This is a genomic window from Selenomonas timonae, assembly GCF_014250475.1.
GTDB lineage: Bacteria > Bacillota > Negativicutes > Selenomonadales > Selenomonadaceae > Centipeda > Centipeda timonae.
On sequence record NZ_CP060204.1, the window covers coordinates 1,719,921 to 1,736,376 of the forward strand.

Annotated in this window: 11 protein-coding genes and 5 pseudogenes; all 16 read left to right on the forward strand. The window is 49.3% G+C overall.

What is annotated here, in order from left to right; genetic code table 11:
* The first annotated feature begins 71 nt into the window (after positions 1-71).
* On the forward strand, positions 72-632 hold the full coding sequence (locus H1B31_RS08350) for a P27 family phage terminase small subunit (RefSeq protein ID WP_185979977.1): 561 nt from the start codon (positions 72-74) through the stop codon (positions 630-632).
* Positions 633-644: 12 nt separating this feature from the next.
* Positions 645-1,910, forward strand: coding sequence for a site-specific DNA-methyltransferase (locus H1B31_RS08355; RefSeq protein ID WP_185979978.1), 1,266 nt, complete (start codon positions 645-647; stop codon positions 1,908-1,910).
* A complete protein-coding gene (locus H1B31_RS08360; protein WP_185979979.1) occupies positions 1,910-2,449 on the forward strand; it encodes an N-acetylmuramoyl-L-alanine amidase family protein in 540 nt (179 codons plus the stop codon). The genes H1B31_RS08355 and H1B31_RS08360 overlap by 1 nt, the downstream gene beginning before the upstream one ends.
* Before the next feature lie 2 nt (positions 2,450-2,451).
* Positions 2,452-2,733 (forward strand): hypothetical protein, encoded by a 282-nt coding sequence (locus H1B31_RS08365; RefSeq protein ID WP_037347181.1) that lies wholly within the window; start codon positions 2,452-2,454, stop codon positions 2,731-2,733.
* Positions 2,730-4,013: pseudogene (locus H1B31_RS08370) on the forward strand (DNA cytosine methyltransferase); the annotation flags it as partial. The gene H1B31_RS08365 and the pseudogene H1B31_RS08370, both read left to right, overlap by 4 nt.
* Positions 4,013-4,879 (forward strand): annotated as a pseudogene (locus H1B31_RS08375) (recombinase family protein); the annotation flags it as partial. The pseudogenes H1B31_RS08370 and H1B31_RS08375, both read left to right, overlap by 1 nt.
* A 173-nt stretch (positions 4,880-5,052) precedes the next feature.
* The gene (locus H1B31_RS08380; RefSeq protein WP_185979981.1) at positions 5,053-6,390 is read left to right on the forward strand and encodes a DUF389 domain-containing protein; all 1,338 of its coding nucleotides are present in this window, start codon (positions 5,053-5,055) and stop codon (positions 6,388-6,390) included.
* A gap of 174 nt (positions 6,391-6,564) precedes the next feature.
* Positions 6,565-7,560 (forward strand): annotated as a pseudogene (locus H1B31_RS08385) (IS5 family transposase).
* 240 nt (positions 7,561-7,800) lie between these two features.
* A complete protein-coding gene (locus tag H1B31_RS08390; protein ID WP_185979982.1) occupies positions 7,801-9,240 on the forward strand; it encodes a DUF5677 domain-containing protein in 1,440 nt (479 codons plus the stop codon).
* A 21-nt stretch (positions 9,241-9,261) separates the two neighbouring features.
* Positions 9,262-10,344, forward strand: a complete 1,083-nt coding sequence (locus tag H1B31_RS08395) for a hypothetical protein (protein WP_221933438.1) — start codon at positions 9,262-9,264, stop codon at positions 10,342-10,344.
* 157 nt (positions 10,345-10,501) lie between these two features.
* Positions 10,502-11,359: pseudogene (locus H1B31_RS08400) on the forward strand (IS256 family transposase); the annotation flags it as partial.
* A gap of 117 nt (positions 11,360-11,476) precedes the next feature.
* Positions 11,477-12,442, forward strand: a pseudogene (locus tag H1B31_RS08405) (IS5 family transposase); the annotation flags it as partial.
* Positions 12,443-12,839: 397 nt separating this feature from the next.
* Entirely contained in the window at positions 12,840-14,369 is a 1,530-nt protein-coding gene (locus tag H1B31_RS08410) for a YifB family Mg chelatase-like AAA ATPase (protein ID WP_185979983.1), read from the forward strand.
* A gap of 26 nt (positions 14,370-14,395) precedes the next feature.
* Positions 14,396-14,722, forward strand: coding sequence for a divalent cation tolerance protein CutA (gene cutA, locus H1B31_RS08415; protein WP_185979984.1), 327 nt, complete (start codon positions 14,396-14,398; stop codon positions 14,720-14,722).
* A gap of 97 nt (positions 14,723-14,819) precedes the next feature.
* Positions 14,820-15,761: a hypothetical protein gene (locus H1B31_RS08420; RefSeq protein WP_226372093.1), complete on the forward strand. Its 942-nt coding sequence runs from the start codon at positions 14,820-14,822 to the stop codon at positions 15,759-15,761.
* Positions 15,748-16,452 carry a glycosyltransferase family protein gene (locus H1B31_RS08425; RefSeq protein ID WP_185979986.1) on the forward strand — a complete coding sequence of 235 codons (705 nt, stop codon included), beginning with the start codon at positions 15,748-15,750 and terminating at the stop codon, positions 16,450-16,452. Before H1B31_RS08420 ends, H1B31_RS08425 begins: the two co-directional genes overlap by 14 nt.
* Positions 16,453-16,456: the final 4 nt, after the last annotated feature.

Here is a 16,456-nt window from a genome sequence, read left to right on the forward strand (position 1 = left end):
CTAGACCGGGGAGGGGGCGTACGCATAAAAACGTCGGTTCAAACGGGGTATTAAGGGAAGGGGACGAAAAGATGGCGCGTGACGGTACAAATCGCGGAGGACGGCGCATCCGCGCGGGAGATAAGCCCGAAGCACTGGCAGATAAAATCGCGGGCGGGCGAACGGCGCACATCATGGAGTTTCCCATGACGGAACTGGACGGCACAGACCTTGTGGACGCCGCCGACCTCTATGGTGAGGAGATGCCAACGCCGAGCGAGTTCCTGTCTGCGCGACAGCGGAACGGAAAGCCGCTCGGTGCGGATGAGATTTTTCGCGAGACGTGGCTGTGGCTCAAGGAGCGCGGTTGTGAGCGGCTTGTGAATCCGCGCCTGATTGAAAGCTACGCGCAGGCATTTGCCCGCTTCATCCAGTGTGAGGAGGCGATGAGTCAATACGGGCTCATTGGAAAGCATCCGACGACAGGAGGTGCGATTGCAAGCCCCTTCGTCCAGATGGGACAGGCATTTCAAAAGCAGTCCAATCTGCTCTGGTATGAGATATTCGACATCGTAAAGCAGAACTGCACCACCACATTCGTCGGCTCTCCGCAGGAGGACCGGATGGAGCGGCTGCTGCGTTCGAGGAAGTAAGGAGGGATTCATTTGAACAAAACAACATCGGAGATGAAGCTCGTTCCAATCGAGAGGCTCGTCCCGTATGCCAACAATGCACGAACACATTCGCCGGAGCAGATCAATAAGCTGCGCGGCAGTCTGCGTGAGTTTGGATTTGTGAGTCCCGTCATCATCGACAAGGACTACGGCATTCTCGCAGGACACGGACGTGTTGCAGCGGCGCGGGCAGAGGGCATGGAGAATGTGCCGTGCGTATTCGTCGATCATCTGACCGAGGCGCAGAAGAAGGCATACATCCTCGCGGACAACCGTTTCGCACTCGATGCGGGCTGGGACGAGGAAATGCTGCGCGTCGAGATGGAAGCCTTGCAGGGTATGGACTTTGACATCTCGCTCACGGGCTTTGACGAATCCGAGATTGCCGATCTGCTCTCACTGGATGATGGTGAAGCGCAGGAAGATGACTTTGATGTGGAAGCAGAGCTTCAGAGACCTTGCGTCTCTCGCTCTGGTGATGTCTGGCATCTCGGCAAGCATCGTGTTATCTGCGGAGATTCCACGTTGCCGGAGACGTATGAACGTCTGCTCGGCAGCGAGAAAGTCAATCTCGTCTGCACCGATCCCCCATATATGATCCAGCTTGAAAGCACGTCGGGGAAAATCAAGAATGACGATCTGAATGACAAGGACGCTTACGACTTCCTGAAATCTGCCTTTATCGCCTTTCACTCGGCGATGGCGACGGACGCATCCATCTACGTTTTCTACGCAACAGCAAAAGCCCGCATCTTTCATGACGCTTATGAGGATGCGGGCTTTAAAGTTGGCGCAGGTCTAGTGTGGAAGAAAGACCGTCTCGTCCTCACACGGACGGACTGGAAGTACATCCACGAGCCGATTATCTGGGGCTGGCGGAAGGACGGGCGGCACAGATGGTACGGCGATCAAAAGCAGACTACCGTCTTTGCATTCGACCGTATCAAGGACTCGAAGAAGGACGGCTGCGGACATCCGTCCTCGAAGCCCGTTCCGCTCATCGCGTATCTCGTCAAGCAGTGTACGCAGACGAACGGTATCGTTCTCGATGGCTTCCTTGGTTCTGCATCAACGCTCATCGCCTGTGACCAGTTGGGGCGTATCTGCTATGGCGTAGAGCTTGAGCCGAAGTTCGTGGATGTCGCCGTCGAGCGGTACATCCAGAGCAAGGACGGCAACATCGAAGATGTGTTTTTGGAACGTGATGGTGAGCGCATTCCGTATGCGGATGTGCCAAGAGTAGAGGAGGTATCGTGATGCGTTTGTTTTTGAATCCAGGTCATGCCCCGGACGGGAATCCCGACCCCGGCGCGTGCGGCTATGGACTCCGTGAGTGCGATGTGGCAAAGAACGTCACAGACCTTGTAGCGGGTTATCTCGCTGCCGCAGGTGTCGAGGTGGGCGGCTGTCTGCAATCTGATAGCCTCCATGAAGTTGTCTCCGCTTCCAATCGTGCGGATGCCGATGTGTTCATCTCTGTTCACTGCAACGCTTGTAACGGCAGTGCGAACGGGACGGAGACGTGGCACTACTACGGAAGCACCGAAGGCGAGAAGCTGGCACGCTGCATCCAGAATCAGATCGTGGATGCGATCGGAACTGTGGATCGCGGCGTGAAGGGCGCAAAGCCCGGTGTTAACGGTCTGTACGTTCTTAGCAACACCGATGCGGTTGCCATACTTGTGGAGCTTGCGTTTATCGACCATGCGGGTGATGCACAGTTGCTCCGCAGCCGGCAGGATGAATTCGCGCGTGCGATTGCACGCGGAGTAACGGACTATGAAGGAGAGTGCTGAAGATGAAACTGGAACACATTCAAAATGAGTTGAAGAATCATGTGGGGGATTTCGTGCGGACGGAGGCAAAGGAAGCGACCGTTCTTTGGCTGCACGAGAAAGGACTCCCGGCGGCGTGTGAAGTATCGGCGGCGTATACGGCGGCACTTCGCGAGAGTGCCGAGAAGGAAACGGGATGGTGCAGATTCCGTGACCGCATCTTCTTGCCGCTTGTCATCGACGGGGCAATCTGGATGACGGGCAAGATGCTTGAGCGCATGACTTCCCCTCATTCTGTGAAATGATGACGCTCGGGAGTTTGTTTGACGGGAGTGGAGGATTCACACTCGGTGCTGTTCTTGCGGGGATTACACCAAAGTGGGCATCGGAGGTTGAGCCGTTCCCGATTCGCGTCACCACGAAGCGGCTTCCTTCCGTCAAACATCTTGGAGACATCCATCGGATTCACGGCGATGAGATCGAGCCTGTGGACATCATCACCTTCGGTTCTCCCTGCACGAATCTCAGCATCGCGGGACGGAGGGAGGGGCTGCATGGGCAGGAGTCCATACTGTTCTTCGAGGCAATTCGTATCGTTCGGGAAATGAGGAGGGGGACGGATGGGAAATATCCGAGATTCATCGTGTGGGAAAACGTCGCGGGAGCATTCTCAAGTGCCGAGGGGCGTGACTTCCAGTCTGTCCTTACGGAGATCGTCCGCATCAAGGAGCCGCAGGCTCCCGAGGTGCCTTTGCCTCAAAAGGATGGATGGGCATACGCAGACATTCTTCTGGGAGACGGATGGAGCGTTGCGTACCGGCTCATGGACGCACAGGGCTGGGGAGTTCCACAGCGTCGGCGCAGAATCTACCTTGTCGCAGATTTTGGAGGATCAAGTGCCGGAGAGATACTATTTGACACCGAAAGCGTGCGTCGGGATCTTGCGCCGTGCTTCGCTGCGTGGCAAGGCACTGCCAGAGAGTTTGCGGATGGCACTGGAACGGCAAGCGAGAGGGTAAGTGCGGGTTTCTGTACCGAGCATTCCGCACAGAGCCGCAGCATTGGCTATGCGGAGGAGACATCTCCAACGCTTCGTGCGGGCAGAGTCCCTGCCGTATTTGAATCGCATGGGGCAGACGCGCGGTATAGCGGACCCCTTCCTGTTGCGCCGACGGTCTCTCGCCATTACGGCACGGGCGGGAACAATCAGCCGCTTGTATTGAAGGACGTACAAGCATACGGCATCTCGTCATTCCAGTCCAACGCTATGCGCTCGGATAACCCAAACTCTGGCATATACGAAACGGAGACGGCGCGGACGATTGACCAAAGCGGCGGGAACCCTGCGTGCTGTCAGGGCGGCGTTGCCGTTGTTTCCATCCAAGGTTCGATGATCGGACGACAGGAGAAGAACGGCCCGCAGGGAAGCGGCATCGCAGAGAATGTGAGTTTTACCCTCAACACAGCCGACCGTCATGCGGTCTATGCCATGACCACGGGCTGCCACTCTCATTTTGCAAAGGAGAAATGTCCGACATTGATGGCGCGGGACTTCAAAGACCCAACGGTCGTGAATCAGCCGGTCTAATTTCCACAGTGCGCTCCATCCTCACAAACGAGAAGTATCGCGGCGATGCGCTGATTCAGAAACAATATACGGCAGACTTCTTGGATAAGACGCGACGTAAGAACACGGGCGAGATTCCGCAGTATTATGTGGAAGAGCACCACGAGGCGATTATTCCGCCGGACTTATTCGACTTTGTGCAATTGGAGATAAAACGCAGAGAGCAGAACGGGAAGCACAGCGGCGTGAGCATCTTCGCGAACAAAATCAAATGCGGCTGCTGCGGCGGTTACTACGGGGCGAAAGTGTGGCACTCCACGGATAAGTACCGCAGGATCATCTACCGCTGCAACAAGAAATATGCCCACAAGGAGAAGCCGTGCAGCACACGGCATTTGACGGAAGAGGAAATCAAACGGATTTTCGTTAAGGCTCTGAACTCCTTGGTGGAAGTCAAAGAGAATGTGATTGCGGAACTCAGATCCCTGATTAACGGCGTTTGCCAGACAGGGGAGTTGACTGAGGAACACGATAGAACAGAGCAGGAACTCTGCGTTTTGACAGAACGGCTCGAAATGCTGATTCGTGAGAATGCACGGGTAGCACAGGATCAGACGGAGTATCTGAAACAGGAAAATAAGATTCGTGCACACTATCTGGAAAAGCAGGATCATCTGATGAGGTTGGACGAGCAAATTGCCGAAAGGGAGAGCAAGAGAAACACCTTGGAGGGCATGATTCAAGTGATATGCGGTATCAACGGGGAGCAGGTTGCGTTTGACGAGGAGCTATGGAGTGGGCTGCTCGACCACATTGTGGTTAAGGAGGGCGGAGCGGTGATTGTTGTTTTCAAGGGCGGGATTGAGATTGGTGTTGAGGGGTGAGAATATAGGAGAGCTTCCATTCGTCATATTGTATGTTTTGAATATCTCTTTCAAAAAAGCATTAGGCAACACGGCGTGTTCTATGGTATAATTTTCATAAATAACCAATATCTTGATATAGGACAAAAGGAGAATATTTGTTTGATTTTGGATAAGCTAAAAAAATTTTTGACTTGCATGGAGACATTGCGTCAATACAGGAAATTACAGAGCGGATCAACGCTGGCGTTCAGTTTCGGGGGACGAATCTCAGTGTCCTGATGCTGGCGATCTTCATTGCCTCCATCGGTCTCAATATGAACAGTACGGCAGTCATTATCGGCGCGATGCTGATCTCTCCGCTGATGGGGTCGATCCTTGGGATTGGCTATGGACTTGCTCGTTATGACGGCACATATATCTGTTCCAGCGCAGGGAGTCTGTTCGCCCAAGTGTTCATTTCGATTGCCACATCGACGCTTTATTTTTCCCTCACACCGATTGATACGCCCTCGTCGGAACTACTTGCGCGGACATCGCCGACCATCTGGGACGTTTTGATCGCGGTCTTTGGCGGGCTCGCGGGCATCATCGGTGTAACCCGCAAAGAGGGCGGGAATGTCATCCCCGGTGTTGCGATTGCGACGGCTCTGATGCCGCCGCTCTGTACCGCAGGATATGGCTTTGCGACGGGCGTGACAGCGTACGCGGTGGGGGCTCTCTATCTGTTCTTTATCAACAGTTTCTTTATCTGTCTGACGGCATTTGTTGTCCTCAAAATCATTGATGTCCCCTCGAAGATTGCGCGGGATTCTGTCGAGTTTTCAAGGCAGAAACACTATTTGCTGACCATTGCCATGATTGTCACCTTGCCCAGCTGTTTCTTTGCGTATCAGAGCGTGGAGGAAAATCTGCAGAACGAGCAGGCAAAGAGTTATATCGAGGAGAATTTCAAAGCACCGCCCCGTCTGGCAATCTCCTATACGTTGGACAACGAGAAGAAAATGCTGACGGTATTTACGACTGCCGGAATAGCGGAGGACGACTTGGCGGCATTGACGGAGAAGCTGCATGAAAAGAAACACCTCAGACCATTCCAGCTGGAGGTCTTTTCTGCGGAAACGGTGGAAGAGCGGGAAAAGACGGAGGCGATGATCGAGCGCAGGCTCAGCGAGGTTGAAAAAAGAGGCATTCCCACCGTGCAGGAACAGCAGACCGTGACCGCACTCAAGTCTGCCCGCGAGGAAAGCGAGAAGCAGAGCACTTACATCTTGGACTGGAATCGTGAGGCGCGCATTGTATTTCCGCAAATCTCCCGCATCGCCGTCGGGAGTGTGCACGCCCCAGCCCCTGCGGCAGATAAAGTGGCTTCTCTGAGTGAAATGCACATTGCGTTCGTCTATCTTCAAGCTGATCTGGACGAAGCGGCGCGTACACGTCTGACCGAGTGGCTTTCTGCCAAAGCACAGCGCAGTGTAGAGGTACATTTCCTGCCCGAAGCCCCTGTAGTAGAGGAAAATGAGGCGACGTAATCAGTGCTTGTGGACGGATTTCGTATGTTGTGAAGAAAAAACACATAGGACTGCATAATGACCTGCCCCCCAAAAGTTAGGGAAACGCTGAAAAATTCTTTTGTTGCACGATTGAGCTCCGAAATATTACAATAGAGGAAGACAGCAACACGACGAGAGAGAGGCAACATCATGGTGCAGCAAACCTTTACCGACATGGAGTACGCAAACCGCAAGAGAACAACACGGCGTGAAGCCTTTCTGCAAGCCATGGAATCCATCATTCCTTGGAACGAATGGATGGCGCTCATCGCGCCGCACTATATCCAGAAAGAGCGTGGCAGAAAACTGATCCCGCTTGAGACAATGTTGCGTATGTACATCCTGCAGATCCGGTTCGGTCTCTCGGACGAGGGAGTCGAGGATGCCATCTATGACAGCTACGCCATGAAACACTTCCTGAAGATCGACTTCTCCAGAGAACAGACACCCGATGCCACGACACTCCTTCACTTCCGCCACTTGCTGGAAAAACACGACATCACGCGCAAGATCTTTGATGACGTAAAACAGCGGCTGGACGCCTCGGGGCTCATCATGCACGGCGGTACAATCGTTGACGCAACCATCATTCATGCACCGAGTTCGACCAAGAACGCCACGAAGACCCGCGACCCTGAAATGCACTCCGTCAGGAAAGGGAATCAATGGTTCTTCGGCATGAAGATCCATTCCGGTGCGGATGCCGGAACAGGCTAAGTCCATACGATCACAGCGACCGCCGCCAACGTGCACGACATTGTCCAAGCCCATGCGCTGATCCGCGAAGATGATCATTTTTTCTATGGGGATTCAGGGTATCTCGGTGTGGAAAAGCGCACGGAAATCCGAGAGACACCCGCTCTTTCAGACGTGGACTACCGCATTGCCCAAAGACTCTCGCAGAACCGCATGACGAAAGAATACAAAGGAATGAATTGGGACAGACAGATCGAGCACGAGAAAACTTCCATCCGCTGCAAGGTGGAGCATCCGTTCCTCATTGTGAAGCGGCTGTTCCAAGCGGGCAGGACAAGGTATCGTGGCATCAAGAAGAACCTGCTCCGTTACTATCTACTCTTTGCATCGGCGAACCTCGTCATGTGTTTGAGGGCAGGAAGGCAGAGGGCGTTCTGCATGACAATGGGATAAGTGCGCCCTTTTTCCCAAATTTCCCGGTGAAACGGGCGATTCGGGGAAGAAAAAGGGGCAATGAGAGCAGTATTGCACGCTCTTTTGTATTGCAATTTGTGAAATTTGTGTCTGCGGATCAGCTGGCTGTGATTATCCACTATTTATCAGTGATTCCTTAAAATAGGGGATAAGGTTTTCTTTAATGTTTGAAGAAGAGAAATAGATATATTTATTATTATATTGAGAGGAGTCATTTTGATGGATAGAATCGAACTATCAAAGCATATAAAAAAAGGTGATACACTATATACTCCTTATACCGATCCGGAAGGGCTTGGATCTGCGTTAAGTTTATCGAGCTGGTCTCAGAATTGGCTTCCAGAATTTTTATGGATTGGGCTAATTATTCATAAATACGGGAGAAAAATAGGCTTAGAGAGAATTTATCATATTATTGATGAATTAAACTCATGGTCGATATGTGTTCCTCAGTTTTCGAAAATACTTGACTTAGAGCGAGAAAAAAGAGAGCGTTTTTGGTCTATCGTCTTAAAATATGTGGATCGTGATGTATTGGCTTCATTTACAATTGTTGTGACACCAGATATAGATGATGTCTTTTATAATTTCTTTTTTGATTATTCGATAAATATTGATGAGAGCATTTCTGAACTTTTTACAATAATTAAAGAATGTAGTAAATTTCATGATGAGCTTACAACAGATATATGTTTCGCCTTGGATTGGTTCTATGTAAAGAGTGGGAGATTACATATTTCAAGTGGAGTAGATCTATTGCCACAGGCATTGACTGCTTATTACAAATATGATCATTCTGATGAGATAATGAGGACGTATAGACCTGTAATAAGGTCAACATTTCAAGGGTTATGTAGTATTGATAGTAGTAAAGAATTTTCAAAATTGATATGGGGAAGATTGGGAGAAGTATCTGAATGTAATCCATTAATAATACTGTGGGACGGAAGTGAAAAAATGAAATTCTTTGATAAGATAACAAAAGTTATTGATTATATTGCTGCGACTAATGATGACAAAAAGATGGATGAAAAGTATGCGGTTATAATGGGGCTTACTTGCTATATTTATAAAATTTACAGAGAAATATCAGAAAAAAAACTTGAGAACAACATAAGCGGAAGGATACTTTTTAGAACTATGGTGGAAAGTTACATAAATTTGAAATATATTATGTTGCAAGAAAAAGAAATTCCTGATGTGTATAATAGATTTAAGGCTTATGGACTTGGGAAGTACAAGCTTGTTATGGCCAAGATGAGGGAAGGGAAATATTCTGTTTCTGATGATGCGCAGTTTCACCAAAGAATCATGGAACTTCTTGTTAATGAGGATATGGACGAAGCATTTGTTAATACTAGTTTTGGATACTTTGACAAAACTCAGATAAACAAAAAATTTACTTTGTGTGATGAACTAATGTTGTATGAAATTTACTACGAATATGGAACAAATTTTACTCACGGTTTTTGGGGAGCAATAAGAGAAACTTCAATGCTTATATGTGACAATCCAGCCCATAATTACCATACTGTCCCTGATTATTATGCCGAACAGAAATTAAGAAGCGTGCAAGATGATTGTGATATGATTATGAGGAAATTATTTGAACTTATTTCAGGATATATTGAACTTCCGGATTTCTATTATGTTGAGTAAGTTCAGGAGGGAGAAATTAGGTTGATCGAAACAAAACCATTAAAGAGAATAATGAAGGAATATCTTTCTATTCTTGAAAAATACGAAGACAAAATAGATTGTTTTGAACAAGAAGATATTAAGAGGCTGATAGGAGAAGTTCGCTTATTTTGGTATCGTCAGAAACGTTATATACGTTATTTTCTTTCAAATATTGATAAAGAGGATAATGTAACATATTTATCAGGGGCTGTAAGATTGGATATAAAAAATTCTGGTCACAAAGAGTATATTATTGTAAAAGGATGTAAGTTAGTAAATGATCCATTAATGAAAATGACGTCTTTTTATCATGGAACAGATGGTGAAATAAATTTTGAAACAGCAAATAGATATTTAAAGGATTGTTTTTCTGATATGCTTGTGCTTTTACGTGAGTATTCTGAAGACTTTTTTGTAATTCTATTAGAAACAATAACTACTACAGATAACGACGAATATCATAAGGCGCTTGTTGATGCTGCGGAACAAATGTTATTGTCGTTTTTTTCTAAGCGGTATGGTTCTATTGAGGAAATGAAGAATGATAATTCTTCATATGAGGAGTTAGATAACCATTTATACAGCTGGATAAAAGAAAGATTGGTTTTTGATTCTATTGAAGATAGTAAATTGTCAATAGAAGAAAAATGTAAAAAAGCTCTTAATGCCGAAAAAGAGTATATTCCGTTCATGGAATCGATGAGTGAATCTGATCTATTTTTTATCTTAGTAATTCAGCATTGCATGGGGGCGATGGCAACATTTAATTGTATGCAGAACTTAAGAATTATGCCATATATTAGGAATGATATTGCTTTTCAATATTTTGATTTGCTTTTTCATTCAAGTATAAATGGTAAATTTGATATACTCGATTATTTGCAAGTACTTGTACCTTATATATTACAAAAGAAATTTGATTTTTCTGAATGGGATTATGAGGAAGTAAAGCAGAAAATGGGTGAAGGCGTTCTTATTGATTATATTCTTGAGAACATAGTAATCGAAGAAGATGGATATCCAAGAATTTCTGATATAGTTGAAAAAGCAAAAGATTATATAGAAAAATTGGAAATGAGTTAAGGAATCACTGATAAATAGTGGATAATCACGGCCAGCTGATCCGCAGACACAAACTGCAATACAAAAGAGCGGGGAGTGTATAATAAACTGTGTAAGTAGGAAGACAGCTTAGGAGCACTCCCCGTGAGGGGAAGTCAAAAACTAAGGAGGAAACCTTATGTCAAAGAGACCCCCACGGCGCGGTGCAACGCTCGCTAAGGCAATTATCGAAGAGTATCAGCCCAAGAGTGTAGAAGACATGCAAAACGCCCTCAAAGAAATCTTCGGCCCCATGTTTGAAGCCATGCTCAACGGCGAGATGGAAAACCATCTCGGTTACATGAGCAACGAGCGCAGCGAAAAGGATACAGCAAATCGCCGCAACGGATATACCCAAAAAGTCCTCAAAACCTCAGCAGGCGAGGTTCCCATCAGCGTCCCAAGAGACCGTGACGGCTCTTTTACACCGCAAATCGTTCCCAAAAGACAGACGGACGTCTCGTCCATTGAAGGAAAAGTTCTCGCGATGTATGCCAGAGGAATGAGTCAGCGAGACATCTCCTCGACCATCGATGACATCTATGGCTTTATGCTCAGTGCTGAGCAAATCTCGCATATTACAGACAGTGTGCTTGATGAGCTGCATGAATGGCAAAATCGACCGCTCAAGGCATTTTATCCATTTGTCTTCGTTGACTGTATCTATGTTTCAATGCGCGGTGACAAAGGCGTATCTGATCAAGCGGTATATGTGATCCTCGGATATGACCTGAAAGGCAAGAAAGACGTTCTAGGGCTATGGATGGGCGATACGGAAAGCAAACATCACTGGATGCAGGTATTTGACGAGATCAAAGCACGCGGCGTACAGGACATCGGCTTCATATCAATGGACGGAGTGAGCGGCCTGGAAGACGGCGCAAAGTCGATCTTTAAGAACGTCGTGGTACAGCGGTGCATTGTTCACCTGATACGCAATTCTCTTAAATACGTTCCGAGCAAGGATTACAAGGCATTTACGGCACAACTTAAGGAAACACTGATAAATTCTTATGTTGCGCAACTCTGCCTCGAAAGATTACAATAGAGAAAGACAATAAACGATGAGGGAGAGACAAAAATGGTGCAGCAAACATTTACAGACATGGAATAGGCAAACCGTAACAGAACAACAAAGCGTGAAGCCTTCCTGGATGCCATGGAATCCATCATCCCTTGGAAAGAATGGATGGAACTCATTGCGCCGTTCTATGTCCAGAAAGAGCGTGGCAGGAAGTTAATCCCGCTCGAAACGATGCTGCGCATGTATCTCATGCAGAACTGGTTCGGTCTCTCGGACGAGGGAATCGAGGATGCAATCTATGACAGCTATGCCATGAAGCGCTTCCTGAAGATCGACTTCTCCATCGAACGGACACCGGATGCTACGACACTCCTGCACTTTCGACACCTGCTGGAAAAGCATGACATCACCCGCAAGATGTTCGATGACGTGAAAGAGCGGCTGGACGCCGCAGGACTCATCATGCACGGCGGTACAATCGTTGACGCCACCATCATCCATGCACCAAGCTCGACCAAGAACGCCACGAAGACCCGCGACCCTGAAATGCACTCCGTCAGGAAAGGGAATCAATGGTTCTTCGGCATGAAGATTCATTCCGGTACGGATGCGGCAACAGGCTACGTTCATACAATCACAGGGACAGCAGCCAACGTGCATGACATCGTGCAGGCGCACGCATTGATCCGAGCGGATGACCACAGCGTCTATGGGGACTCTGGGTATCTCGGCGTGGAAAAGCGCGCAGAACTCCTTGAAGATCCTCATCTATCGAGCGTGGATTACCGTATTGCGAAAAGACCTTCACAGAACCGCACAACAAAGGCGTATGCAGGAGTCAACTGAGACAAGAAGATCGAACACGAGAAAACTTCCATCCGCTGCAAGGTGGAGCATCCGTTCCTCATTGTGAAGCGGCTGTTCCAAGCGGGCAGGACAAGGTATCGTGGCATCAAGAAGAACCTGCTCCGTTACTATCTGCTCTTTGCATCGGCGAACCTCGTCATGTGTTTGAGGGCAGGAAGGCAGAGGGCGTTCTGCATGACAATGGGATAAGTGCGCCCTTTTTCCCAAATTTCCCGGTGAAATGGGCGATTCGGGGAAGAAAAAGGGGCAATGAGAGCAGTATTGCACGCTCTTTTGTATTGCAATTTGTGTCTGCGGATCAGCTGGCTGTGATTATCCACTATTTATCAGTGATTCCTTAAAAACAATTTATCTGGAAGCAAAAAAGTAAAATACAATTTAACCCATGATTAAACCAACGAGATAAAGCCTTAACGCAATACCACACACATATCGTGCTACGGTAACGGAAAAGTTGTCGATATGTGAGATTCCATTCGCCCTACCTAGCGTTTGGAATCTCTTTTCTTTTGCAAAGAATCATTAGCCATCTTGCCCTATCCTGTGTTATAATTTTCTTATATTTGAAACGTAGGAGGGAAGGCCGTTGTTTGCAAAGACCTATGGTGCGACGACCCTCGGGATAGACGGACGGATTATCGACGTTGAGGTGGATGTGTCTCCGGGGCTTCCGGGCTTTGAGCTGGTCGGGCTTCCCGATACGTCGGTAAAGGAGTCGAAGGAGCGGGTACGCACTGCCATCCGCAACTCCGGTATTCAACTGCGGCAGGAGCGGGTGACGGTGAATCTTGCACCTGCCGATGTGCGAAAGGACAGCTCTGGGCTTGATCTGCCGATTGCCGTCGGACTCCTTGCATCCTACGGTATGGTTCCGGAGGCGGCGGTGCAGAGTGCGCTTTTCTCGGCAGAGCTTTCCCTTGATGGGAACTGCCGTCCGATCAGCGGCATTCTCCCGATGGCGATTACGGCGCGTGAGCACGGTCTGACAGAGTTCTACGTTGCACCGTCCAATGCAGATGAGGCACTTCTTATTGACGGGCTGAAGGTCTATGCGGTCGAGAATCTGGCGCAACTTGTGCGCCATCTGACGGGCACGGAGACGCTGACTCCTGCTGTACCACACCCAACAGAGCAGAAAAAGGACGCTGCTTTTACGGATGACTTTGCGGACGTACAGGGGCAGTATCAGGCGAAGCGTGCGCTTGAGATTGCAGCGGCGGGAGGGCACAATGTGCTCATGGTCGGCGTGCCCGGCTCGGGCAAGACGATGCTGGCACGTCGGATGCCTTCGATTCTGCCGGAGCTGACGAAGGAAGAAGCCATTGAGATCACGAAGATCTATAGCATCTCGGGGCTGCTGGGTAAAGATACAGGGCTTGTGACCACGCGGCCCTTCCGCAGTCCGCACCATACCTCCTCGACGGTGGCGATGATCGGCGGTGGGAGCATCCCGCGCCCGGGCGAGGTGACACTTGCGCATCATGGCGTGCTCTTTCTGGATGAACTGCCGGAGTTCAGCAAGAAGACGCTTGAGGTGCTGCGTGAGCCAATCGAGGATCGTCAGATTACGGTGTCGCGTGCGAACGCGACGCTGACCTTTCCCTCTAGTATCATTTTGGTAGCGGCAATGAATCCGTGCCCCTGCGGATTTCACGGAGATAAGGATCATATATGTGAGTGTTCTGCGGGCGAGATCAAGCGATATACACGAAAATTATCAGGGCCGTTGCTTGACCGTATCGATCTTCATATCCGTGTGTCGCGTGTAACCTATGCGGAGCTTCATGCTACGCGTAAGGCGGAATCCTCTGAATCCATTCGTCAGCGCGTTGTGGCGGCTCGCATTATTCAACGCGAGCGATTGCAGAGACACGGCCTCTTTTGCAATGCACAGATGAATCACAGTATGATAAAGAAATATTGCCGACTGGATAAGGATGCGGAAGCGATACTCGAGGCGGCGTTTCATCAGATTAACCTATCGGCACGCTCGCATGACCGCATTATCAAGGTAGCACGGACGATTGCCGATCTGGGGCAAAGTACGGCCATCACAGCGGCGCATATTGCGGAGGCAATACAGCTGCGCAGCGATGTCGGTCTGAATATTGATTGAATGCACCCGAAAACGGAGGACACGTCATGACCACGCAAATAAAATACGTGAAGTTGGAGATATTTATCCCTGAGTCGCATTTGCCCCAGCTGCGGCAGGCGCTCCGTTCGGTGGGGGCAGGACAGATCGGGAACTATGATAGCTGTCTTGCTTACTCCCGTGTGACGGGTTCATGGCGTCCGCTCGCGGAGGCGTCTCCGTACGAGGGGACAATCGGTGAACTCTGCGAGGCGCCGGAACTCAAGGTCGAGCTGCGCGTGGATGCGAATCGGGCAGAGGAGACGCTTGCGGCGATCAGAGCAATACATCCCTATGAGACGCCGGAGATTTTTGTCATCCCACTTCTGGGATAAAAGCGGGACGTATAGCCGTATATGTTCTTTACATTTTGTGATATAATAAAAAGGTCTTTGTTCGCAGAGATATTATTACAAAATGGAGGGGCAACACTTGGCTGAAAAAATCCGTCCTGATTTGCTCGCCTTTCTAAAGCCGAATGCCGCACATCTGCGCATTCTGGTGATTGAGAGTCTGACGTATCTGCATGAGCTGCGCAGGATGTTTCCGCAGGCAGAGCTCTATGTCGTTGCGGCTGAGCCGGACGAGGCGGAGATTGATGAGCTGTCAGAGGTTCACTGGCAGATTCTGGACTATCTTGTGGTGCCGCTCCCCTATACGCGTGGATTCTTTGACTATATTATTTCGGATCTTACCTTTGAGAACGCCGACAATCCGCAGGATATTGCTGCGGGTTTTTCCATGTTTCTCAAGGAGACGGGGGCGCTTCTCACAAGCTTCCGCAATATTCGGCATTGGTCTGTGCTCCAAAATCTGATGGAGGGACATTATTACAATATAGTTTCCCGTCTCTACGCCAGACGTGAGTTTGAAAATCTTCTCTATGCCTCGTTTTATAAAAGTGTCCGCGTGCGTCAGCAGCAGCGTGAAGCGCCGAAAGATCTGATTGAACGTCTCGTGACAGCAGGCTTTGAAAACGAGCAGGATGATCTGGAGACAGAGTTCTATCTCGTGCGTGCGGATCGTTCCATGCCAGAGCTTTCCCTGCTGAAATCCATGTATACGTCGGCTGAACGTGAGCGCATTGTACGTCTCATTCATCGGATTGAGTACGATGTGGAGAGTGCGGCATCAGTGTGCGGATTGTGGGATATGGTGGATCGCCTTGCGGTGTTTCCCGCATATCTATCTTCATTAGTGCGTGAGACTGTTGTCCATACAGAGTCGTTCTATCAGCGGATATTAGAGGAGGCAAATGGGCGGGGTGATTTTATTTACGAGATGATGGATGCGAGTGCGATGGAGAGCGTTGATCCGATCGAGCGAGAGTGCTATCGCAGCATGCAGAGAGATATGTCCAATGGAAAGAGATAAGAAGATGGATCTGGATCGGAATAGAGTCGCCTTCATCACTTGTGTCAACGATGAGGATGTATACAGTGAGTGTCTTTTGTATTTACAGTCGCTCCATATTCCCGATGGGATGACAGTGGATTACGTACCAGTACGGAATGCCGCATCCATGTGTGCAGGCTATAACGAGGGGGTGCGTGCAACAAATGCGAAATACAAGGTATATCTGCATCAGGATGTGCTCGTCGTCAATAAGAATCTTATCGCGGATCTGCTTTCTATCTTTGCGGACGAGACGGTCGGGCTGATCGGTATGATCGGCTGCCGCAGTCTGCCGCGCTCGGGTGTCTGGTGGGACGGACTGCGCACGTACGGGCGAGTCCTCCATCACTGCGAGCCTGAGAGCGTTGTGGATTCGCACTGCATGGAGCCGGATGGCGCATACATCGACGTGGAGGCGGTGGATGGGCTCTTCCTCGCCACGCAGTACGACATCCGCTGGCGGGAGGATCTGTTTACAGGCTGGCATCTCTATGACACCTCGATGTGCATGGAGATGCAGCGGCATGATTTTAAAGTGGTTGTACCGAATCAGGAGGAGGACTTCTGGTGCATTCACTGTCCACGCGAGAAGCCGCTCGCACCTGAGTACAAGCGCTATCAAAAGATTTTCCTGCATGAGTACGGTGCAGAATTACACCCCGAGGTTTGAATAA